Origin of the sequence: Micromonospora sp. NPDC050397, from assembly GCF_044901685.1 — a bacterium.
In the GTDB taxonomy this organism is placed as follows: domain Bacteria; phylum Actinomycetota; class Actinomycetes; order Mycobacteriales; family Micromonosporaceae; genus Micromonospora_G.
Map to the genome: position 1 here is coordinate 1,472,812 of NZ_JBJDPS010000001.1, position 20,498 is coordinate 1,493,309.

At 71.0% G+C, this 20,498-nt stretch carries 22 protein-coding genes; 10 read left to right on the top strand and 12 right to left on the bottom strand.

From position 1 onward, the window contains the following. Positions 1–30: 30 nt before the first annotated feature. Together ACI2K4_RS06025 and ACI2K4_RS06030 are read right to left on the bottom strand one after the other, a co-directional pair. Positions 31–510, bottom strand: a complete 480-nt coding sequence (locus tag ACI2K4_RS06025; protein WP_404509214.1) for a hypothetical protein — start codon at positions 508–510, stop codon at positions 31–33. Between the two features lie 58 nt (positions 511–568). After that, entirely contained in the window at positions 569–1,645 is a 1,077-nt protein-coding gene (locus tag ACI2K4_RS06030) for a MerR family transcriptional regulator (RefSeq protein ID WP_404509113.1), read from the bottom strand. A 564-nt stretch (positions 1,646–2,209) separates the two neighbouring features. On the opposite strand from ACI2K4_RS06030, the gene ACI2K4_RS06035 reads away from it, so the two are divergent. Continuing rightward, positions 2,210–2,740: a pyridoxamine 5'-phosphate oxidase family protein gene (locus ACI2K4_RS06035; RefSeq protein ID WP_404509114.1), complete on the top strand. Its 531-nt coding sequence runs from the start codon at positions 2,210–2,212 to the stop codon at positions 2,738–2,740. Positions 2,741–2,818: 78 nt separating this feature from the next. On the opposite strand, the gene ACI2K4_RS06040 is transcribed toward ACI2K4_RS06035, so the two are convergent. Together ACI2K4_RS06040 and ACI2K4_RS06045 are read right to left on the bottom strand one after the other, a co-directional pair. Beyond that, positions 2,819–3,004 (bottom strand): hypothetical protein, encoded by a 186-nt coding sequence (locus tag ACI2K4_RS06040; protein WP_404509116.1) that lies wholly within the window; start codon positions 3,002–3,004, stop codon positions 2,819–2,821. A 390-nt stretch (positions 3,005–3,394) separates the two neighbouring features. After that, positions 3,395–4,396, bottom strand: a complete 1,002-nt coding sequence (locus ACI2K4_RS06045; RefSeq protein ID WP_404509117.1) for a LysR family transcriptional regulator — start codon at positions 4,394–4,396, stop codon at positions 3,395–3,397. 108 nt (positions 4,397–4,504) lie between these two features. Between ACI2K4_RS06045 and ACI2K4_RS06050 the strand changes: the two genes are divergently transcribed. After that, a complete protein-coding gene (locus ACI2K4_RS06050) occupies positions 4,505–5,131 on the top strand; it encodes a LysE family translocator (RefSeq protein ID WP_404509118.1) in 627 nt (208 codons plus the stop codon). Positions 5,132–5,264: 133 nt separating this feature from the next. Here ACI2K4_RS06050 and ACI2K4_RS06055 read toward each other — a convergent pair whose 3' ends face one another. Then, positions 5,265–6,479 (bottom strand): MFS transporter, encoded by a 1,215-nt coding sequence (locus ACI2K4_RS06055; RefSeq protein WP_404509119.1) that lies wholly within the window; start codon positions 6,477–6,479, stop codon positions 5,265–5,267. A gap of 62 nt (positions 6,480–6,541) precedes the next feature. On the opposite strand from ACI2K4_RS06055, the gene ACI2K4_RS06060 reads away from it, so the two are divergent. Next, positions 6,542–7,537, top strand: a complete 996-nt coding sequence (locus tag ACI2K4_RS06060; RefSeq protein ID WP_404509215.1) for a DUF5937 family protein — start codon at positions 6,542–6,544, stop codon at positions 7,535–7,537. 47 nt (positions 7,538–7,584) lie between these two features. On the opposite strand, the gene rox is transcribed toward ACI2K4_RS06060, so the two are convergent. Then, positions 7,585–9,009 (bottom strand): rifampin monooxygenase, encoded by a 1,425-nt coding sequence (rox, locus tag ACI2K4_RS06065; RefSeq protein ID WP_404509120.1) that lies wholly within the window; start codon positions 9,007–9,009, stop codon positions 7,585–7,587. A 271-nt stretch (positions 9,010–9,280) separates the two neighbouring features. Then, positions 9,281–10,141: a hypothetical protein gene (locus tag ACI2K4_RS06070; protein WP_404509121.1), complete on the bottom strand. Its 861-nt coding sequence runs from the start codon at positions 10,139–10,141 to the stop codon at positions 9,281–9,283. Positions 10,142–10,305: 164 nt separating this feature from the next. Here ACI2K4_RS06070 and ACI2K4_RS06075 point away from each other — a divergent pair, with 164 nt between their 5' ends. Continuing rightward, positions 10,306–10,713 carry a hypothetical protein gene (locus tag ACI2K4_RS06075; protein WP_404509123.1) on the top strand — a complete coding sequence of 136 codons (408 nt, stop codon included), beginning with the start codon at positions 10,306–10,308 and terminating at the stop codon, positions 10,711–10,713. A gap of 217 nt (positions 10,714–10,930) precedes the next feature. Here ACI2K4_RS06075 and ACI2K4_RS06080 read toward each other — a convergent pair whose 3' ends face one another. Further along, on the bottom strand, positions 10,931–11,617 hold the full coding sequence (locus ACI2K4_RS06080; protein WP_404509124.1) for a TioE family transcriptional regulator: 687 nt from the start codon (positions 11,615–11,617) through the stop codon (positions 10,931–10,933). Positions 11,618–11,693: 76 nt separating this feature from the next. Here ACI2K4_RS06080 and ACI2K4_RS06085 point away from each other — a divergent pair, with 76 nt between their 5' ends. Then, positions 11,694–12,869 carry an erythromycin esterase family protein gene (locus tag ACI2K4_RS06085; RefSeq protein ID WP_404509126.1) on the top strand — a complete coding sequence of 392 codons (1,176 nt, stop codon included), beginning with the start codon at positions 11,694–11,696 and terminating at the stop codon, positions 12,867–12,869. On the opposite strand, the gene ACI2K4_RS06090 is transcribed toward ACI2K4_RS06085, so the two are convergent. Continuing rightward, positions 12,856–13,011, bottom strand: coding sequence for a hypothetical protein (locus ACI2K4_RS06090; RefSeq protein WP_404509127.1), 156 nt, complete (start codon positions 13,009–13,011; stop codon positions 12,856–12,858). The genes ACI2K4_RS06085 and ACI2K4_RS06090 overlap by 14 nt on opposite strands. A gap of 61 nt (positions 13,012–13,072) precedes the next feature. On the opposite strand from ACI2K4_RS06090, the gene ACI2K4_RS06095 reads away from it, so the two are divergent. Continuing rightward, on the top strand, positions 13,073–13,672 hold the full coding sequence (locus tag ACI2K4_RS06095) for an ArsR/SmtB family transcription factor (RefSeq protein ID WP_404509128.1): 600 nt from the start codon (positions 13,073–13,075) through the stop codon (positions 13,670–13,672). Position 13,673: 1 nt separating this feature from the next. Then, entirely contained in the window at positions 13,674–14,936 is a 1,263-nt protein-coding gene (locus tag ACI2K4_RS06100) for an MFS transporter (RefSeq protein ID WP_404509129.1), read from the top strand. Positions 14,937–15,032: 96 nt separating this feature from the next. On the opposite strand, the gene ACI2K4_RS06105 is transcribed toward ACI2K4_RS06100, so the two are convergent. After that, a complete protein-coding gene (locus tag ACI2K4_RS06105) occupies positions 15,033–15,512 on the bottom strand; it encodes a MarR family winged helix-turn-helix transcriptional regulator (RefSeq protein WP_404509130.1) in 480 nt (159 codons plus the stop codon). Positions 15,513–15,624: 112 nt separating this feature from the next. Here ACI2K4_RS06105 and ACI2K4_RS06110 point away from each other — a divergent pair, with 112 nt between their 5' ends. From ACI2K4_RS06110 to ACI2K4_RS06120, 3 genes are all read left to right on the top strand, one after another. Further along, positions 15,625–16,707, top strand: a complete 1,083-nt coding sequence (locus tag ACI2K4_RS06110) for an epoxide hydrolase family protein (protein ID WP_404509131.1) — start codon at positions 15,625–15,627, stop codon at positions 16,705–16,707. 282 nt (positions 16,708–16,989) lie between these two features. Next, positions 16,990–17,532, top strand: coding sequence for a DUF1062 domain-containing protein (locus ACI2K4_RS06115; protein ID WP_404509132.1), 543 nt, complete (start codon positions 16,990–16,992; stop codon positions 17,530–17,532). Between the two features lie 86 nt (positions 17,533–17,618). Continuing rightward, entirely contained in the window at positions 17,619–18,098 is a 480-nt protein-coding gene (locus tag ACI2K4_RS06120) for an HAD family hydrolase (protein ID WP_404509133.1), read from the top strand. A gap of 135 nt (positions 18,099–18,233) precedes the next feature. Here ACI2K4_RS06120 and ACI2K4_RS06125 read toward each other — a convergent pair whose 3' ends face one another. Both ACI2K4_RS06125 and ACI2K4_RS06130 read right to left on the bottom strand, forming a co-directional pair. Next, positions 18,234–19,118, bottom strand: coding sequence for an aldo/keto reductase (locus ACI2K4_RS06125; protein WP_404509134.1), 885 nt, complete (start codon positions 19,116–19,118; stop codon positions 18,234–18,236). Between the two features lie 52 nt (positions 19,119–19,170). Then, the gene (locus ACI2K4_RS06130) at positions 19,171–20,175 is read right to left on the bottom strand and encodes an NAD(P)H-dependent glycerol-3-phosphate dehydrogenase (protein WP_404509136.1); all 1,005 of its coding nucleotides are present in this window, start codon (positions 20,173–20,175) and stop codon (positions 19,171–19,173) included. Positions 20,176–20,498 lie beyond the last annotated feature (323 nt).

Genomic DNA, 20,498 nt, shown 5'->3' on the forward strand with positions numbered 1-20,498 from the left:
GCGGGTGACGGTCCCGGCCCCACCACACTGTCAGCCCCGGGAGGACGGGTGGGAATCGAGCCGCTCCGTCGAACCGGTCTCCAGGGCTTCGGCGACGTGTCGGATCGCGCCACGGATCAGGTCGCCGTACTGGTCGTCGGGCAGGTGCCCGACCAGGTCTTCCGCGGTGACCAGGTGTTCTCGGGCCAGCGTGGTGTTGCCCAGGCGGCGGTGGCAGTCGGCGAGGTTGAGGTGCAGCGACGGCAGGAAGTTCTGGACCTGCAGCGAGGAGAGGTACCGCTGGGCGCGTTCGTCGGTGAGATCGGCGACGGCCGCCAGGGCCCGCTCGTCCCACACCAGTTCGGCTTCCGTGGTGTCCTGCAAATCGGCCAGGTAGTGGGCGAGGGTGCAGCGGTGGAACGCGTCGCCGTCGGCACCGAGTTGGTCCCAGAGCGCGGTCAGGGCCTCGCGGGCCTGGGCCTTCTGTCCTGATCGGCCGAGTTCCACGGTGGCGCCGATGCTCGTCATCATCTCGTCGGGCACGGTCGGGCTGGGCTGGTTCACTGTTCTCCTTGTCATGGGTCTCTTGTCACGGGGACGGGGCGGTTGCCCTCACGGGCATGGCCAGGGTGGTGAAATCGCCGTCGTCGGCCGAACGGACGACCACGGGCAGATCGGGTCGACCGATCTGCAACATCACGTCGGGGCCGACGCCGGCCTGTACGGCCGGGTGCAGCGTGGTGAACTGGAAACTGATCGCCACCGGTCCGCCGACGACGTCGGCGGGGACGGTGACCGCCGGCCGGTCACGGACGGACGACCTGACGGTCAGGTCGTCGCCGACGGCAAGGTCGAGGCGTGCCCGCGGGTCGTCGCCGAGCGCGGCCAGCAGCAGCCTGCGGGGAGCGACCACCCGGGTCGGGGTCTCGGGCAGGTCGTCGAGGACGACCCGGTAGGCGGGGAACGTCTCCCCGATCGCTGGCAACGTCCGTTCCCCGCCGGGGGCGTCCAGACGGAGACGGGACTCGGCGAGGTGCAGCCGTACGCTGTCCTGCTCGCCGATCCACGGCCGTGCCCGATCGAGCTCGCCGGCGCCGACGACCACCGCCGTCGGTGTTCGTCGCCGCCCCCGGACGGAGACCGACCTGACCGCCAACCGGTACCGGTCGGTCGCCACCAGGCGTAGCTCACCCGTCGTAGCCTCGATCAGCACCCCGCCGAGCACCCGGACCTCACCCGTCGTGTCGGCGGCGGGAGCCACCTGCCCGATCGCCTCGGCGAGCACCCGCCCGGAAAGGCGTACGTGGTCGCCCGCCTGGTCCCGGATCATGGCCAGAGCGGTGCTCGCGTTGGCGCGGGCGACCTCGACCGCCCGCTCCATCGTGCGCAGGTGAGCCGTCAGCAGTTCCTCGGCCACCTCCACCGGGCCCGCCAGTAACCGCCGTACGTCTCCCAGCGGCAGTCCCGCCTCCCGTAGCCGGCGGATCAGGACGACCTCCTCGACCTGGTCCATGGAGTAGTACCGGTAGCCGGTGACCGCGTCGACCTCGTCGGGTCGTACGAGACCGCAGTCGTCGTAGAACCGCAGCGCGCTCGTGGTGACGTTCGCGGCCCGCGCGAACGTCCCGATCGTCATCCGGTCGTCGTGTTCCCTCACAGCGCCCATGCTGGGGCTTCAACCAACACGAAGGTCAACACCGGATCCGGCGAGTCGCTCCGACACCTCGGCCATCGGGGGCGAACACCCGGGCCGGATTATCGAATTATTAATTAATGCAATACGGCAATAGGGGTCCAGCGGCCCGCACGGTCAAACTTGGACAAAACGCCCTACACCATAATGACAGTTATGGTGTACGGCCTGCTCGGTGAAAGTGATGCCGCAGCTCGACGCCGAAGTTGACCACCGGGAGGCGGCGGCAGGTAACGACGTGGAGCGTGGGCTGACGGCGGGCGCTACCGGGGTGTTGGCGAGAACGGCGACACCAGGGGGCAGATAGTGGATCTTGGTAGGTGGTGTTGGGCTCGGCCGTCGGCGTCTCCGCTCGCGTCCCGTCGGGGATCCGTGGCCGGGCATCCTGCCGGTGATTACCGGGGCGGTGACGTCCGCAAGACAAAGGAAAAAAATATGACACAAGGTGTCAGACTTTGCGTCGAGTATGGCTTCACCGGTCGACGCCGATGGCGCGGACTGGGCACCACGATACATATGGGATGGATAAGGATCTCCATGCGCGAAACTTCAGAAGACCTCCAAGAGCTTCAGGCCCTCCTTGACGCCTCCCTCTCCCGCTCCACCTCGCACCTCCGCTCGATCATCAAGGCTGAAAGCACACTGACCGCGGAGCAGCTCACCCAGGTCCTCACCGGCATGCGCACCCTCGCCCTGTCCACCGTGACGGCGAAGGGCGAGCCACGGATCAGCGGTGCGGACGGGCACTTCCTGCACGGAAAGTGGCACTTTGGCACGGCGCGCAACGCCGCCAAGGCGCGCCATCTCGCGGCGCGGCCCGCCGTCAGCGCCGCGCACATGCGCGGTGAGGACCTAGGCGTGTTCACGCACGGCAAGGTGGAGATCCTCAACCCCCAGGACGGCGAGCTGGCCGCGGACTGGCCCGACCTGCTCGCGTACCTCAAGGACTTCTACGACGACGACCTCTTCGACTGGGAGAACGACGTGGTCTACTACCGGCTACATCCGCACTGGATGACCGTCTACGCCCCCGACATCGCGAAGCTCACCGTGGCGTCCCAGTCCTGATCCGCAGCACGGGCCGCATCGGGACCAGCCACGTGATGAGAGAGAGCTGCCCGCCATGGGATCAGCGCAGGGGCAGAGTCACCGGCGTACGAGCAACTCCTGCAGTTGCGCAAGTCGGCCGAACAGGACGGGGAGGCCGCGCACGCCGTTGCGTACGGACTCGTGGGACAGTGCGAGGTCCGGGCCGGTGCTCTGCTCGACACCGGCGAGGCAGCGCAGGATGTTCCACCTCGTGTGCCCCAGCCAGCCGCCGACCACGAACACGAACCAACTTGGACCCCACGACGGCCGCGTACGTCGCCGGCACCGGTGCTTCGGGGATCGTCTCGCCGTCGACCCACCGGTGGACGAGCGTGTGGTGACTCGCCGCGATCGGCTCGGGCATCGGGATGCCGGCGGCGAAGGCCGCCCGTTCGAACCCGAACACGTCCTCGGCGCGGTAGCTCCAGCGGCGGTCGAGGAGGTCCAACTCCTTCACCGCGAATGATCCCTCATCGGTGTCGAGCCGGTACATCCGGTTGGCGAACCCGCCGTGGACCCGGACCATCGGACCGGTCGGCGCGCCGAGACGGGAAAGGTCCACGTCACGGGATCTAGGTCTGGCGGTACGTCGATGCAACCACTTGCCCGGTATGCGGGTTAAGAGCAGGGTGGTCAGCGGACGCGAGTTCGGCGGTCCGACCCTGCTCCGTGCGGTGGGTTCGGCGAACGTTGTTCTTCTCGCGCGGGAGCCTCCCAGGTGGCGGTGATGTCGCGGGCGACATCGCGTAAGAGGTCGACGAGCAGGTCCGCGAGTGGGGTGAGGCTGGCGTCGGACCTGGTCACGGCGAAGATCTGGCGGTGCGGCCGGGGGTGGGCCAGTTCGCGGTGAGTGGTGCCGGGCGCATGGGTCAGGGCCAGGCGCGAGACCAGGGCCACCGCGATGCCCGTGCCGACGAGGGCCTGGGCGACGTCGTAGGACTCGGTCTCGAACCGCACGGTGGGAGTGAAACCGGCCTCGCGGGCAGCGTCGTGGAACTGCTCCCGGGCGGCATGGCCGGCCAGGATGGAAACCCACGATTCGTCGCGGAGCTGTTCCAGGTGAAGCTCGGTGTCCGCAGGCTGCCCGGTGGCCAGTGGATGGTCATCGGGAAGGACCACGACCATCGGGTCCAGCAGGAGCGGGTGGGCCCGTACGTGTGGGGGCGGCGCGAGCGGCGTGCCCCAGGACGCGACGATCGCCACGTCCAGGCGCCCGGCGCTGATCTCGTCCGCCCCGCGTCCGGACACCACGTCTGTGACGGAGACGTCGGCGTCCGGATGGCGGTGTCGCAGGGTCGTCAGGGCCGGTGGCAGCAGATGCAGGGCAGCCGCCTGGAACGTCCCGATCCGCAGGCGGAGCGAGAGGTGGCCGAGCAGGGCGGCCAGTTCCGCCTCGGCCCTGTCCGACGCCTCCTCCACGGTTCGGCCGTGAGCGGCGAGCAGTGCACCGGCCGCGGTGAGCGTCGCTCCGCGAGGACCACGGATGACCAGGGGCACCTGCCAGTCGCGTTCGGCCTTCGCCACCTGCTGGGTGATCGCCGCAGGCGTGAGTTGGAGTGCGTGAGCCGCCGCCGTCAGGGAGCCGTACCGCTCGATCAACGCGAGAAGCCGAAGCTGTCCCGGATCCACCAGCATTCACCGATGCTAACGCTGCACCTTCTCTTTTAACTTCTCTTCAAGGCGGAGAAGAGGAAGCCTGGTCGTACACCCATCGGCCGCACCCCCCGGAAGGGGTTCTTTGCCATGCCCACGCACGTACCCGTTTTCGTCGCCACCACCTTGCTGCTGGCGATGCTGCCAGGCGCGAGCCAGGCCCTGATGATCCGGCAGGTTCTCGAAGGCGGCCAACGTACGCTCCGAGGCACGCTCGCGGGCAATGCCAGCGGTTTCCTGCTGTGGTCCACGGCCGCCGCGCTGGGGCTGTCCGCCGTGATGCTGGCCAGCCCCACCGCGTACGCGGTGCTGCGGATCGCGGGCGGCATCGTGCTGATGATCCTCGGGGTGAAGACGCTACGGACGGCGCTCACCACCACCGTCTCCACCCGCCCCTCCGACGAGGGCGGGCGCGGCACCGGCTTCGCGAGCGGATACCTCACCGGCTTGATCACCAACCTCACCAACCCGAAGGCGGGCGTGTTCGCCATCTCGGTGCTGCCCCAGTTCGTGACCTCGAAAGGCCCGGTGTTCCTGTCAACCGTCGCCCTGGGAGCCCTGTGGGCGCTCGTCACCGCCTCCTGGTACACCTTGCTGACCTGGGCCGTCAGCCGAGGACGCGCCCTGGTGTCGCGGCCGACCGTACTGCGGGGAGTCAGCGTCACCACCGGCGTCGTCCTGCTCGGGCTCGGCGCCGCGGTGGCAGCGGGTCTCTGACCCGGCGGCGGGTCTCTGAGGGCCGACCCGGTATTCCTTCCGAGCGCCCGACCGGTGTCGGGCACGCGGGGCCGCGATCAGGGGCGCCGGGGCGGCGACAGCGTTCGCCTCTGTCGGGCACGCGGGGCCGCGATCAGGGGCGCCGGGGCGGCGACAGCGTTCGCCAGGACATCAGCGCGGCGATGACCGAGGCCGCACCGGCCAGTGTGACGACCAGCCCCGGGGCCACCGCCTCGCCCAGCGCGCCAGCCGCCCCGGCCGCCAAACCCTGCAACGTCATCGTTCCGGTCAGCAGCAGACCGAACGCCTGACCGCGCTGCGTCTCGGGCACCGCGTGGAGAAACCTGCGGGCCAGCGGGAGCTGGTAGGCGACGCCGAACCCGGACACTGCCATCAGGATGGCGGCGTAGGCCGGTCCCGGATGCGGCGCGAACCCCAGCAGCGGCAGTCCGAGCGCGAGCGCGAGCGGGCCGGCGAGCCGCTCCCGGCCCGCCGGGGACACCAGGCGGCCGACGATCAGGTTGCCGGCGAACATCCCGGCGGCGACCGCCGCGAACAGCAGCCCGGCCGCGTCGGGCGCGCCGACCCGCTCGGCGTACGGCACCAGCACGCCCTCGGCGCCGACCATCAGCGCCGGTGCCAGCCACTGCGCCAGCAGCAGCGCCCGGACCGTGGGCCGGCGCAACAGGGCCCGGTTCACCCGCCAGGTCTCGCTGACGCCGGCCGAACCGCCGGTGCGGCGGCACGGGTGGTCGGCCAGGCGCAGTCGCAGCAGGGCCGCCGAAGCCAGGCAGGTCGCGGCCGTGATCCAGAGCGCGCCCGGGGCGCCGACAGCGACGATCAGCATGCCACCGGCGGCGAAGCCGAGCACCTGCGTGCCGCCGGCCGCCATTGAGAACACCGCCCGGCCGAGCACGTAGTGGTCGCCGTCCAGCAGGTCGGGCAGGAGGGCGGCACGTGAGGCGGAGGCGACGGCACCGGGTAGACCCGTGACGAACACGAGCGCCAACATGGCCGGCACCGGCAGCAGCCCGGCGGCGAGCACCGCGCTGACCACGGCGCGCAGCACCTCGTACCCGACCATGACGGCACGCGGGGGCCAGCGGTCGGCGAAAGCCAGCAACAACGTGCCGCCCAGGGCGTACGGCAGGAAGCCCGCCGCGTACGCCAGCGCCGACATCAGCGGCGACCCGGTTGCCGCGTAGACCGTCACGGAGAGTGCGAGCATCCGCACCGTCTCGCCGATCAGGAAGAGCGTGTAGCTGCCGAACAGCACGCGAAACTGACCTACCGCGAACACCTCGCGGTAGGTGGCCGGGCGTGGCGCGACGACGGACGTGGTGGTCATGGTCGACAGCATCGGGGCAGTCCGGCCACGGTGACTATGCTTTCGCGTGGAGGCAAAACATGCTGGCCATCGAGGTGGGACCCGTCGACGTGGCGCGTACCCGCTACGCGATCTCACCGCTGGGCGAGGCGATGCAGGCGCTGCGCGTCGCGGCCGGCGTACAGGCCGCCGGCCCGCTCCGGCCGTGGGCCGAGCGCATCGCGCCACGGTACGAGCGGCTGCGCCGGCAGGCTCCCGCCGTCGGGGCGCTGACGGCGCTGTTCCGTCGCGGCGGTTACAACGCCGACTTCATCCACCCGCCGCCGTCGGGCTCCGGTGGCGACTTCGCCGCCGAACTGGCCGCCGTACGTGCCACGCCGCTGCGCCGTGCGCGCCTGGAACTGGCCCGCAACCTGGTGGGACTGCGGACGCCACCACGTTACGTGCAGCGCATCCTCGACGCCCCCGACGTGGTCACCCAGCTCGCCGACGCGCTCGAGGCGAGCTGGCAGACGCTGGTCGAGCCGGACTGGCCGAGGCTGCGGGCGGTGCTGGAGCGTGACCTGGTCCGCCGCGCCGGGCACCTGGCGATGTACGGCTGGGCGGCCGCGCTGTCCGATCTCGACTCGCGGGTGAGCTGGCGCTCCGAGGGGCAGACCGGGACCATCGAGGTGCGCACGGGCTCGCGTACCGGGTGGGACCGGCACCGGCTGGCCGGCAAGGGCCTGCTGCTGATGCCGACAGTCTTCGGCGCTCTGATCAGCTACGTCGAGCCGCCGTGGCCGTACGCCCTGGTCTATCCCGCCCGGGGCATCGCGGACCTGTTCGGCCCCGTGCCGCGTGCACCGGGCGGTGAGGCCCTGAGCCGGCTGGTCGGCCCACGCCGCGCGGACGTGCTGCGCGCGCTGGACGTGCCCGCGACAACAACACAGCTCGTCGCGCAGCTCGGCCTCAGCCTGGGCACCGTCGGCAGCCATCTGGCGGTGCTGCGCGACGCCGGTCTGGTCACCCGTACCCGCGCCGGGCGGGCCGTCCGGTACGAGCACACGCCACTCGGCGCGGCCCTGGCGGAAAGCTGACCGCCACCGGGCGACCCGCCCGCGTCCTCGGTTCGACGGCCAGCCGCTCAGGCTGTGGCGGCGCCGAACCACCGGGACAGGTGGTCGAGAAGCTCCCGCTGGTCGTCGCCGACCCAGGTCACGTGGCCGTCCGGCCGCAGCAGCACGGCCGGCACGTCCAACTCCTCGCTGACGTCGACGACGTGGTCGACCCGGTCCGCCCAGCCCGTTACCGAGAGCCGGCCGGTCTGGTCGAGCAGCAGGCCGCGACCGCCGTGCATCAGCTCGTAGAGGCGTCCCTGCTTCAGCCGTACGTCCCGAAGCCGGCGGCCGAGCAGGTCATGCCCTTCGCCGAAGTCGTACCGGATCCCGATTGCGGTGACCTTCTCGATCAGGTACCGGTTCACGTCCTCGAAGTCCATCAGTTCCGACATCAGCCGGCGTACCGCCTGCGGCCCCGGTTCGAGGGAGATCAGCTCCGTCTGGGCGCGGGTGTTGTCCAGTACGGCGGCGGCGACCGGGTGACGTTCGGTCTGGTAGCTGTCGAGCAGCCCGTCCGGGGCCCAGCCGTTGACCTCGGCGGCGAGTTTCCAGCCGAGGTTGAAGGCGTCCTGGACGCCGAGGTTGAGCCCCTGCCCGCCCAGTGGCGGGTGGACGTGCGCCGCGTCGCCGGCCAGCAGCACCCGTCCGACCCGGTACCGTTCGGCCTGGCGGGTGGCGTCGCCGAAGCGGGACAGCCAGCGGGGCGAGTGCACGCCGAAGTCCGTACCGGCGGTGGCTCGCAGTTGCCGCTTGAACTCCTCCAGCGTCGGCGGCGTACGGTCCTCGGACACCCCCGCGGCGGGCACCACGGCCCGGTACAACCCGTCCCCGATCGGTCCGACCCCGAACCGGAGCTGGGTCTTGCGGACCTCGGCCGTCACGGCGGCGACCTCCTCCGCCGGTGCGGTCAGCTCCATCTCGCCCAGCAGCGTCTCGACCGTGGTCGGTTCGCCCGGGAAGCCGACGCCGAGCAGCTTGCGTACGGTGCTGCGACCGCCGTCGCAGCCGACGAGGTAACGCGAGCGCAGTAGCGTGCCGTCGGCCAGTTCGACGATGACCGCGTCGTCGTCCTGGCGCAGCCCGACCAGTTCGCTGCCGCGCCGGATCTCGACGCCGACCTCGGCGGCGTGCTCGGTCAGCAGCCGGTCGGTGACGGGCTGCGGGATGCCGAGGATGTAACGGTGCGCGGTGTCGATGCGTTCCGGCGACGGTTTGATGATGCCGGCGAAGTGAGCACGCAGCTCGTACTGCTGGCCGTGCGCGAGGAAGCGGTCCAGCAGACCGCGCTGGTCCATCACCTCGACGCTGCGCGCGTGCAGGCCGAGCGAGCGGACGATTCTGGTCGGCTCGGTGTCCCGTTCCAGCACGACGACGTGCACGTCGTGCAGCCGTAACTCGCTGGCCAGCATCAGACCGGTCGGTCCGGCGCCGGCAACGATCACGTCAATCATGAGACCCCTCATTCGGCGGGTTGCGCGTCGGCCACCTGTGCCGTACGGGCGGGCGACCCACATACCCGAAATACTTCACGGATCGCCTGATTTCCACAGGTTCTGTGCTTCGACCGACGATTGTGCGGCACCACCCGGGTCTTGCCGCAAGGCCCCGGGTGCGATATACATTAGAAGTGGCGAGGAGTGCTTGATCTCCTTGCCTTTTCTTTTGTCGTCACCACCGCCGGCGCTTCCGATCCTCGGATCGATTCGGGGATGCGGACCGCGTTCAGGGCGACGGCCTGGGGCAGGGCGGGATGCCGAGCGGTGGGGTCGGCCCCTCGGACGTCGGCAGGTCGGTGTACAGGTCCGGGATCCAGACCCCTTCGACCAGCCGGTTCCACACGGGCGAGGTGAGGTCGCGGTTCGGGTCGGTGATCGGTCGCCCGGCGCGTTCCTGGCAGGCGACCTGGATCGCCCGTCCCTCCTCGTACGCGCCGACCTTGGAGCCACGGCCGGTCTCGTACGGGTCGCCGTAGACGCTGCTCCCCCTGAAGCCCTTCCACTCCGTCTGGGTCGCCGACCAGGTGTTGGCGACCTTCGCCGGCCAGGTGCGCGCGGACAACGTGGTCGGTGCGGTCGACGGTTCGCCCTGCGACCGTGGCCACTGCCAGAAGAACACGACCGCCGCGGTGCTGACCAGGGCACCGGCCGCCGTGGCGGCGGACAGTGCCCGACGCCGGCGCGGCTGTCCCACGCCGGTCGGCTGGGGCTCGCTGGCCGGCTCGGTCGCGGTGGGCGGCTGGGGTCCGGTCGGCGTACGTCCGGGTTCCTTCGTGGTGCCGCGTCGGGTCCGGCGGCGGTTCCGCTCGGTCAGCGCGGCCGTGTGCAGCGCCTTCCAGTCCTCGGCCCGTTCGGCGTCCAGGCAGACGATCAACGTGTGGAAGCTGCTCCACGCCGGTACGGCGCTCCAGTGCTCGAACCAGCCGCTGACGGTGCTGTCGGAGAGTCGGTCCACCCCCGGCAGTTCCACCGAGAGTTGCTCGATCCGCGCCGGTGACGGGTCTCCGGCGTCCGCCAGTGCCCGGCGTACCGCTGCCCACATCAACCCGATCGCCTCGGACGGGGACGTGTTGTCGGATTTGTCCACAGGGCGATTGTGCCGTCCACGTCGGTCCGAACTCGGTCCGACGTCGGCCCGAGAAGTTCGTGTCGGCGCTGCCCGCGCCGCTGTACTCGCAGCCGGAGAGCTCGGATCCGCCGAGCACCGGTTCCCCGAGCACCGGTTCCCCCGAGGACAGAGGAGCGCAGGACATGAACGGACGACGTATCCGCCGTACCAGCATCGTCGCGACCAGCACCGTCACACTGGCCACGATCGCCGGCACGCTGCTCGTGGCGGCACCGGTGCAGGCCGCGCCGGACCGTACGCACACCGCCCCGGTTGCGGTCGCGCGGGCCGACACCTCACCCAACGCGTGTTACGTGACGCCCAGGTCGGGGGTGGGTGCGGTGAAGATCCGGAAGGCGAAGTCGGTCACGAGTACCCCGCTCGGCCAGATCAACAAGGGCCAGCGCGGCACGGCGAGCTGCACCGCCAGCGAGGGCGGCTCGTACTCGGTCTCCGGTTGCCGCAAGAGCAACTACTGGATCAGGGCGACGTACCGGGGCGCCACCGGCTGGGTCGCCTGGGGTTGCGTGGACTGGTACCGGACCAGCTAAGTCGCCGGGACGCCGCACCGGCTCGGCGTCGCCGACCCTCCGCCCGGTGGAAGGTCGGCGGCGCCGGCCCGACCAGGGCTGGGACACGGTCGGACAGCCGGTCACCGGTGTCGGAATCGGTGCCGGTGCCAACGTCGGGATCGGGGCCGGGGGCGGGGCGGTGTGGACGGGGTTCGCGCACCCGTACCGATGACCCCGACGTCGGTCGGACGAGACGCTACGACGTGCCCAGATAGGTGTTGATCGCGCCGGCGCCGGCCAGCATCGCCAGGCCGCGTGCGGTCAGCCGGTCGCGCCACTGCCGCAGCGTCGCCTGGAGCGGTTCCGGTCCGCCCGCCGTCCGCACCTGCTCCAGCACCTGCGCGATCTGGGTGAGCCCGTGTCCGCCGCGACGCAGTTGGTGGGCCAGCAGCGCGTCGCGTACGTCGGACGAGGTGTAGACGCGGTAACCGGTGTGCGGGTCGCGACGGGGGACGACCAGCCCGGCCCGTTCCCACTTGCGCAACGTCGCCGCCCGTAACCCGAGCCGGCGTGCGAGCGGCCCGATGTACGTCGTACCCGGCTCTGGTTGCGCGGCCGGCACCAGGTCGCGCAGCGCCCGTTCGACGGCCTCGAGGGTGCGCCGGTCACCGGCCAACTGGGCGTGACTGTCGTCGATCAGCAGTAGCGCCCGCTCGACCGCGCCGTCGTTGACGGCTCGCATGATCGCCCCCGCGGTGGCGTGGCCGTGCGCGGGGATCAGCGCCAGGAACGTGCGCAGCGCCACGGCGTGACGCGGGGCGTAGACCCGGTAGCCGTGCGGCGAGCGCTCGGCCGGCGGCAGGAAGCCCGCCTCCTCGTAGTTGCGCACCGCCTGGGTGGACAGGCCGTGCTCGCGCGCCAGGTCTATGGGCCGCAACCGCATTTGAAGGTACGTCCTCGTCAGAAGCCGGAGATGCAGCCAAAGTTTACACAGAGGGTTCAACGATAGGGTTTAATGTATGACGGCCTTGACCGAAGCCGCCGCCCGTCCCTTCAGCGGCGGCGCCCTCAACGCGCTCCTGTCCCCCACCATCCGCCTGCTCGGCCTCGGCGAGCCGACCCACGGTGTCGACGCCTTCCTCGAACTGCGCAACGACCTCTTCCGGCACCTTGTCGAACACGAGGGCTACCGCTCCGTCACCATCGAGAGCGACTGTCTGATGGCCCTGGTCGCCGACGCGTACGTGGTCGACGGCGTCGGGACCCTCGACGAGGCGATGGACGGTGGTTTCAGCCACGGCTTCGGCGCCTCGGCCGCCAACCGTGAGCTGCTGCGCTGGATGCGCGCCCACAACGAGCGGCGTCCCCGGGAGGAGCGGCTGCGCTTCTACGGCTTCGACGCCCCGCTGGAGATGACCGGCGCGGCCAGCCCCCGCCCGGCCCTGACCGCGTTGTACGACTACCTCGCGACCGCCGACCTCGACCTGCCCTGGGGCCGGGACACCCTCGACGAGTTGCTCGGCGCCGACGAACGCTGGACCCATCCGGACGCTCTCGTGGATCCCGCCCGGTCGATCGGCGACGCCCCCGAGGTCGGGCGACTACGTCTGATCGCCGACGACCTGCGCGCACTGCTCACCGCGTACGCCCCGCACCTGGTCGCCGGCACGTCGGCCGAGCGCTGGTGGCTGGCCGACCTGCACGGACGTACGGCCGCCGGGTTGTTGCGTTACCACGCCGGCCTGGCCGACGCCGCGCCCAACCGCGTCAACAACCTGATGTGTCAGCGCGACGCGATGATGGCCGAGAACCTGGAGGCCATCGTGCGCCACGAGGCCCGGCGCGGCCCCACCCTCGCCTTCGCGCACAACAGTCACCTGCAGCGGAGCAGGAGTCAGTTGCGGTTGGGGGGTCTGCCGCTGCGGTGGTGGAGCGCCGGTGCCATCGTCGGCTCCCGTCTGGGCGACGAGTACGCCTTTGTCGCCACCACGTTCGGGTCCCGGGGCCGCGACGTCCCCGACCCCGGGACCATCGAAGGGTCACTGTTGACGCTTCCGTACGCCCGCGCCGTCGTCGACCCGGGCCGTCTCGACCGGACGGTGTCGGCCCGGGTCCCGGCCGACTACACGTATTCCTCGCTCGACCCGGCGACCACCGACCAGATCGACGCGATCGTCTTCGTCAGAAACCTCTGAGCTGTTCGCCGTGGCCCGGTGACACGCGCCCTTCGGTGACCTCGATGTAGTCGTTGAGGGCCTGGCGGGAACGGACGAGCGTGTCGATGCGTTCGTCGATCCCGCTCAGCCGGCCGCGCAGGGTGTCGAGCAGCGACGACAACCCGAGCGCAACCCCAAGTGTTCGTTTGACATCTGTCGGGCACCGGGGCCAGACTCCAAACATGTCCTTGGAGTCTGGCCCCGTACGGCGGGTCGTCCGTGACCCGCTAGCGCTGCGGGCACTCGCCCATCCGCTGCGTCTCAAGCTGCACGCCCTCGTCGGCCGGGAGGGTTCCGTCACCGCCGCCGGCGCCGCCCGGCAACTCGGCGTCAGCCAGGCACTCGCCTCCCACCACCTGCGCCAACTCGCCAAGTACGGCTTCGTCGAACCCGCCGACGCCGGCGACAACCGCGAACGGCCGTGGCGGGTCACGGCCGTCTCGCACCGGTTCGAGGCGGCCGACGGGTCACCGGAGGCGTGGGAGCCGATCGAACTGCTCGACCGCTTCCTCGTCGACCAGGCCGGCGCCCAACTTGCCGACTGGCAGCAACGCCGCGCCGACGAGGATCCCGGCTGGGCCGAACACGTCGGGGTCTCCCAGTCGCTGCTCTACCTGACGCTCGAGGAGTTCACCGAGCTCAAGCAGCGGTGGGACGAACTGGTGACCCCGCTGGCCGAGCGACGTCCGCTCGGCGACGCCGGCAAGCGGCCCGCCGACGCCGTACCGGTGAACCTGACGCTCGTGGCCGCACCCCTGCCCGCGACGCCCTCGGGCGGGTGACGTGCATCGGTTGTGGCGGATCCTCGGCGACAACCGCGACCTGCGGCTGCTGCTGGCCGCCAACCTGATCTCGCTCACCGGCGACTGGATCCTGCGCACCGGGCTCGCCTACCAGGTTTACGCCCTGACCGGCTCCACCCTCGCCTCCGCGGGATCGGTCCTGGCCTCGCTGCTGCCGCAGATCGTGCTCGGCTCGGTCGCCGGTGTCTACGCCGACCGCTGGGACCGTCGGGCCAGCATGGTCACCACCAACCTGCTGATGCTGCTCGCCCTGCTCCCCCTGCTGGTGGTGCAGCAAGCCGGCCAGATCTGGCTGGTCTACCTGGTGATCGGGATGCAGGCCTGCCTCGCGCCGTTCTTCGCCTCGGCCGAGGCGGCGCTCGTGCCGTCCCTGGTGCCGCACCAGCACCTGGTCACGGTCAACTCCCTCAACGCCCAGGCCGGTGACGTCGCTCGCCTGGTCGGGGCCGCACTGGGCGGGTTCGTCGCCGGTGTCGGCGGCATCACCCTGCTGGGCCTGGTGAACATGGTGACGTTCGCCGTCGCGGCGACGCTGCTGTGGCTGCTCCGCGCTCCCCGCACGGCCGGTGCGGCGAGGCCCGCGACGGCGACGCGGGAATGGGCCGAGGGCATCGGTGTCGCATGGTCCAGCCGGCCTCTCAGGGTCTTCCTGACCTTCACCGTCATCACCGGTGTCGGCGAGGCGACGATGGGCACGCTGATCGCCCCCTTCGTCCGCGACGTGCTCGGTGGCGACGCCCGTGCCTTCGGACTGATCATGGCGGCCCAGGCGGTCGGTGGTCTCGTCGGCGGTCTCGTCGCGACACTGGTCGCGCACCGTTTCGCGCCCCGGGCGATGTTCGGCTGGGGCGCGGTCATCTTCGGCGCGCTGGACCTGGTGCTGTTCCTGTACCCGCTGGTGACGGACGTGCTCTGGCCCGCGCCGGTGCTCATCGCGGTCGTCGGTCTACCGGTCGCGTTCCTCACCGCCGGTGGAATGACGATCTTCCAGAACGCCACCCACGACGATCACCGTGGGCGGGTGTTCGGGGCGACGGCCGCCGCTGGCGGCGCCGCGATGCTGATCGGAACCCTCGCGGCGGGCGTACTCGCCGAACGTGTCGGGATCGTGCCGGTCATCGCCACCCAGGGCGCCGCCTACTGCCTGGCGGGTCTGGTCGTGCTGGTCGCCCTCGTCGACCCGGCACCGGTACGCGAGGAGCCCGCACCCGCCCTCGCGGTGCCAAACCACCGGGCCGGGTAGCGGGCGACCCCCCGGCCTGCCGTCCCGGCGGTGTCCGCCGGCCGCGCCGGGGTGCCCCGCGAGAGCGGCGGCCTCACGCTGGCGGCGCGTTCCCGGTCAGCGCCACGGCTCGTCGGGCGTGCTGGTCCGTCGGTTGTGGTGGTCCAACAGCCTGGACAGCAGCTCGGTCAGGCGCTGTCGCTCCTCGGCCGACAGCGGAGCCAGCAGTTCGTCCTGGCTTTCGGCCAGCCGGCCCTCCAGCCGCCGTAGCTGCCGTCTGCCCGCCGTGGTCAGTGAGATGACGTTGCGCCGCCGGTCGGAGGGGTCCGGGGCGCGTTCGACGTACTCGCGGTCGGCGAGTTCGTTGACGGTCGCGACCATGTCGCTGACGTGGATGCCGCTGCGGCGGCCCAGCGCAGCCTGGCTGGCCGGGCCGAAGTCCTGGAGCGTCGCCAGCAGCCGGTAGTGGTAGCCGCGGGCGTCGACGGACGAGAACCCCTCGGCGACCAGCCGGTGCGCGTGGTTGCCGGTCTGGGTGAGCAGCCAGCTGGGCAGGCTCTCCCACCTGCTCGGTGTCGGGTCCGACGGGTTCTGCATGTGACAAGCCTAACGAGTCGTTGGGTGGACCAATGATTGGAGTATCGTTTGGGTGCCAAACGTTAGCCGCCCGAACATTTGGGCTCGGAACGGATTCCTCGGAGTTGACGCCATGATCAAGCCGTTTCGCATCGACGTCCCCCAGGCCGACCTCGACGACCTGACCGACCGGCTCTCCCGTACCCGATGGCCCAACGAGGTCCTCGACGCCGGGTGGGACTACGGCTTCCCGCTGACCCGGCTCAAGGAACTGGTCGAGCACTGGCGCACCGGCTACGACTGGCGCGCGCACGAGACCACACTCAACGAACTCGCACACTTCACCACCGAGATCGACGGCCAGAACATCCACTTCGTCCACGTACGGTCTCCGAAGCCGGACGCGCTCGCGTTGATCCTCACCCACGGCTGGCCCGGCTCGTTCCTGGAATTCCTCGACGTGATCGAGCCACTGTCGCGCGACTTCCACCTGGTGATCCCGTCGATCCCCGGGTTCGGCTTCTCCGGGCCGACGCACGAGCGCGGCTGGGACGTCGTCCGCGTCGCGCGGGCCTGGGCCGAGCTGATGCGCCGTCTCGGGTACGAGCGCTACGGCGCGCACGGTGGCGACTTCGGGTCAGGCATCTCGATGGCGCTGGGCGCGGTGGCACCCGAACGGGTCGTCGGCGTACACGTCAACTACCTGCCGACCCGACCGGACCCGGAGACCGACGTCGCACTGTCGGCGACCGACGAGGCCCGGCTCGACAAGATCAGACACCTGATGGCCAACCGTCCGCCGTACCAGGCGCTGCAGGCCACCACCCCGCAGACCATCGGCTACGCGCTGACCGACTCACCGGTCGGCCAGCTGGCCTGGATCGCCGAACGGTTCGCACACTGGACCGACCCCCGGTCGCCGGTCGACGACGAGCGGATCCTCACCGACGTCTCGCTGTACTGGCTGACCGCCACCGCCGCCTCCTCGGCTCGACTGTCCCGCGAGACACCGCGCGGGGGTGCGCCGTGCCCGGTGCCGGTCGGCGTGGCGGTGTTCGCGTACGACATCACCCAGTCGGTGCGACCGCTGGCCGAACGGCTCTACGACATCCGACACTGGTCGGAGTTCGAACGCGGCGGCCACTTCGCCGCGATGGAGGTGCCGACCCTGCTCGCCGACGACGTACGGGACTTCTTCCTCGCCCACGTCGGATAGGACGACCGGCCCGGCAAGTCCGGGTGGTACGGAAAACCGGTTGAGCCCGCCTGCCGCTTCCCGTACGTTGCCTGCGGCCCGTCGCCGTGAGGACAGAGGACAAAACCGCGTGACCCCGCCCGCTCTTTAGACCTGACACCGTTTCTCGCTCACCTGTAGCCGACCTCCCGTCGGTTCTACCGGGCTGCCCTTCTGCGCGCGCCCGGTCCTACAGCGTTTGAGGCCGCGCCCAATCGGCCTCGTGTCAGGTCTGGAGAGTTCATGTCTTCACATCCTCATATCGTGCTGCCCTGGGTCGTTCGCCGGACCAGGTTGCCCCTGCTGTCGAAGCGGTGCGTCGACTGCCGAGCGGAGTCGGCCACCACCGGGGAGGGCAGGTTCCGGGTCAACGCCAACGGCAAGCTGCTCGACGTGTGGCTGCTGGTCCGCTGCGTCACCTGCGACCGGACGAGCAAGCTGACCGTGCACGAACGCACACCGGTCAGCTCCTTCGATCCGGCCGAGCTGCACGGCTACGGCGTCAACGACCCGGAACTGGTGGCGTCCCGGCTGCTGGACCCGCTGCTCGCCCGGCGTAACCGGTTCGCCCTGGACTGGACGGACGCCTGGCGGCTGGACACCCCACCGGCACCGGTCGACCAGGCGTGGCCGGTCCAGGTGGAGGTCGTCTTCGCCGACCCGGTGCCCGTACGTCCGGACTGGCTCATCGCGCACGGGCTGGGGTTCAGCCGCAACGAGGTGCTGCGCCGGATCAAGTGCGACATCCCGCTGCGTCGGCCGACCAGCGCCGGATTCAGGTTCACCGTGATCGCCGGCAACGAGTAGAAAAAGAGGGGGGCCGGGCCCGCCCGGCCCCCCGCAAGCCGTGCCGACACCGCCCAACACGATCAGATCAGTCAGGAGGTCGGAGAGTGCGGGTCCTGCTGCTCGACGTCGACGGTGTCCTCCAGTTTCCCGATCCCGGGTTCGTCGAGGCGATCGAGCGTGAGCACCGCTGGCGGCACGGATACCTGGCCTTCCAGGACGCCCTGTTCGACGACCCGGGCTACCTGCGCACCCTCGTCGGAGACGGCGACTTCGTACGGGTCGCCGACCGGGTGCTCGCCGACCACGTCGAGGGTCTGACCGGTGCGGCGTTCCTACGCCGGTGGCTGACCGGCAACATCACGCTCAACCACACCCTGCGGGATACGGTGCCCGATCTCGGGTTCGGCCGGGTCTACCTGGCATCGAACCAGGAGCCGTTACGTGGCGCCCACGTCGAGCTGCTCCACGGCGACCAGCGGTGGGTACACGGCTCGTTCCTGTCGCACCGGGTCGGCTACCGCAAGCCCGACCCCAGGTACTTCGCCCACATCCTGCGCACGTTGGGCGGGCAACCGGCCGACTAGCTGTTCGTCGACGACAACGCCGCCTGCGTGGCGGGCGCCGAAGCCGTCGGGATCACCGGCATCCGGTTCGTCGACAACGACCAGGTGCTGTCGGACATCCGCCGGCACCGGCCGGGCGGACGACCACGGTCCTGATCAACCCGGTGGGACGGCTCCGAGCCGGGCCAGTTCGTCGTCGGACAGGGACAACGCGGCGGCGGCGACGTTGGCGACGAGGTGGTCGGGATTTCCGGTGCCCGGGATGGCGAGCACGTGCGGCCCCTGCCGGAGGGTCCACGCCAGACGTACCTGAGCGGTGCTCGCCCGGTGCGCCCGCGCCACCGCCCGCACCTCGTCGTCGTCACCGTGACCGGCACCCGCCTCCCGCCCGGTGCCGGCGATCGCGAAGAACGGCACAAACGCCACCCCCCGCTGTCCACACAGGCGCAGCAGGTCGTCGTGGCGCCGGGTGTCGACGCCGTACCGGTTCTGCACACAGACCACCGGGGCGATCGACTGGGCCTCGGTGAGCTGGTCGACGGTGACGTTGGAGACGCCGAGGTGCCGGATCAGCCCGGCGTCACGCAGCCGGGCCAGGGCGGCGAACCGTTCGCCGATTGACTCGGTGCCGTGGACCCGCAGGTTCACCAGGTCGAGGTGGTCACGGCCGAGTTCGCGCAGGTTCTGCTCGACCTGACCGCGTAGCTGCTCCGGCCGGGCCGGCGGCAGCCACTGACCCGACGGGTCCTTGCCCGGGCCGACCTTGGTCGCGACGACCAGGTCTTTCGGGTACGGCGCGAGCGCCCGGTTGATCAGTTCGTTCGCGGAGCGCAGCGGGGAGAAGTAGAACGCGGCGGTGTCGATGTGGTTGACCCCGAGGTCGACCGCCCGGCGCAGCACCGTCAGGACCCGCTCCCGGTCACTCGGGCCGCCGTCGGCGTTCGCGGTCAGGCGCATGGCGCCGAACCCGAGCCGGTTGACGGTCAGGTCCCCGAGTCGCCAGGTGCCGGCCGCCGCCGCGTCGACCGTGCCCGAAGTCATGATCGCCAGTGTGCCACCCGCGCGGCCCGGACGACCACCGTTCGTACGCGGGTCAGCGGCGTTCGGGTTTGGCCGACCGGGACATCAGCTCCTTGACCGCCAGCCGGGGCGGTTTCCCCTCGTGGACGATGTCGACGACCATCTCGGTGATCGGCATGTCCACGCGGTGGCGGCGGGCGAGGTCACGTACCGACCGGCAGGAGGTGACACCCTCGGCGGTGCGGGCGGTGGCGGCGACGGTCTGCGCCACCGTCAGGCCACGGCCGAGGCTGACCCCAAAGGCGGTGTTGCGTGACAGCGGCGAACAGGAGGTCGCGACCAGGTCGCCCATGCCGGCCAGGCCGGCGAAGGTGAGCGGGTCGGCGCCCATCGCCAGACCCAGCCGGGTGGTCTCGGCCAGTCCCCGGGTGATCAGCGACGCCTTGGTGTTGTCACCGAGACCGAGCCCGTCGGCGATGCCGACGGCGAGACCGATGACGTTCTTCACCGCGCCGCCGACCTCGCAGCCGACCACGTCGGTGTTCGTGTACGGCCGGTAGTAGCCGGTGTGGCAGGCGTGCTGGAGTTCCCGGGCGACGTCGGCGTCCCGGCACGCCACGACGCAGGCGGCGGGCTGGCGGTGCACGATCTCACCGGCCAGGTTCGGCCCGGACACCACCGCGATCCGGCCCGGCCCGGCGCCGGTGACCTCGGCGACGACCTCGCTCATCAGCAGGGTGGTGCCGAGTTCGACGCCCTTCATCAGGCTGACCAGCACCGTCTCCTCGGCGATGACCGACGCCCAGGCACCCAGGTTGGCCCGCAGGGTCTGCGACGGTACGGCGAGCACCGCGAACCGCGCACCGGCCGCCGCCCGGGCCGGGTCGGCGGTCGCGGTGATCCCGGTGGGCAGGGCGAACCCGGGAAAGTACTCCGGATTGGTGCCGGTGGTGTTGATCGCCTGGGCCAGTTCGGGGCGACGCGCCCAGAGGGTGACCTCGGCCCCGGCGTCGGCGAGGACCATGGCGAACGCGGTGCCCCAGGAGCCAGCCCCGAACACCGCGATACGAGTCGTCACCGGTACGCCTACCTCTCCCACGATCATCGAATGTCCGACGAAGCCTACGGCCACCGCCGCCGCTCCCCCACGGCAGAATGTTGCCCCCGGACCGGCTCGGGCGGCGCTCGGCGTCACCACCTACACCCGCGCCTGAGCCCAGCCGCCGTGGGGGGGGGGGGGGGGGGGGGCCCCCCCCCCCCCCCCCCGGCCCCCCCCCCGCCCCCCCCCCCCCGCGGGGGGCCCGGGGGGGGGGGGGGGGGGGCCGGGGGGGGGGGGGGCCGGGGCGGGGGGGTCTTGTCCGCCCCCGCCGCGTTGCCGTACGACGAGGGCGAGGGCCGACG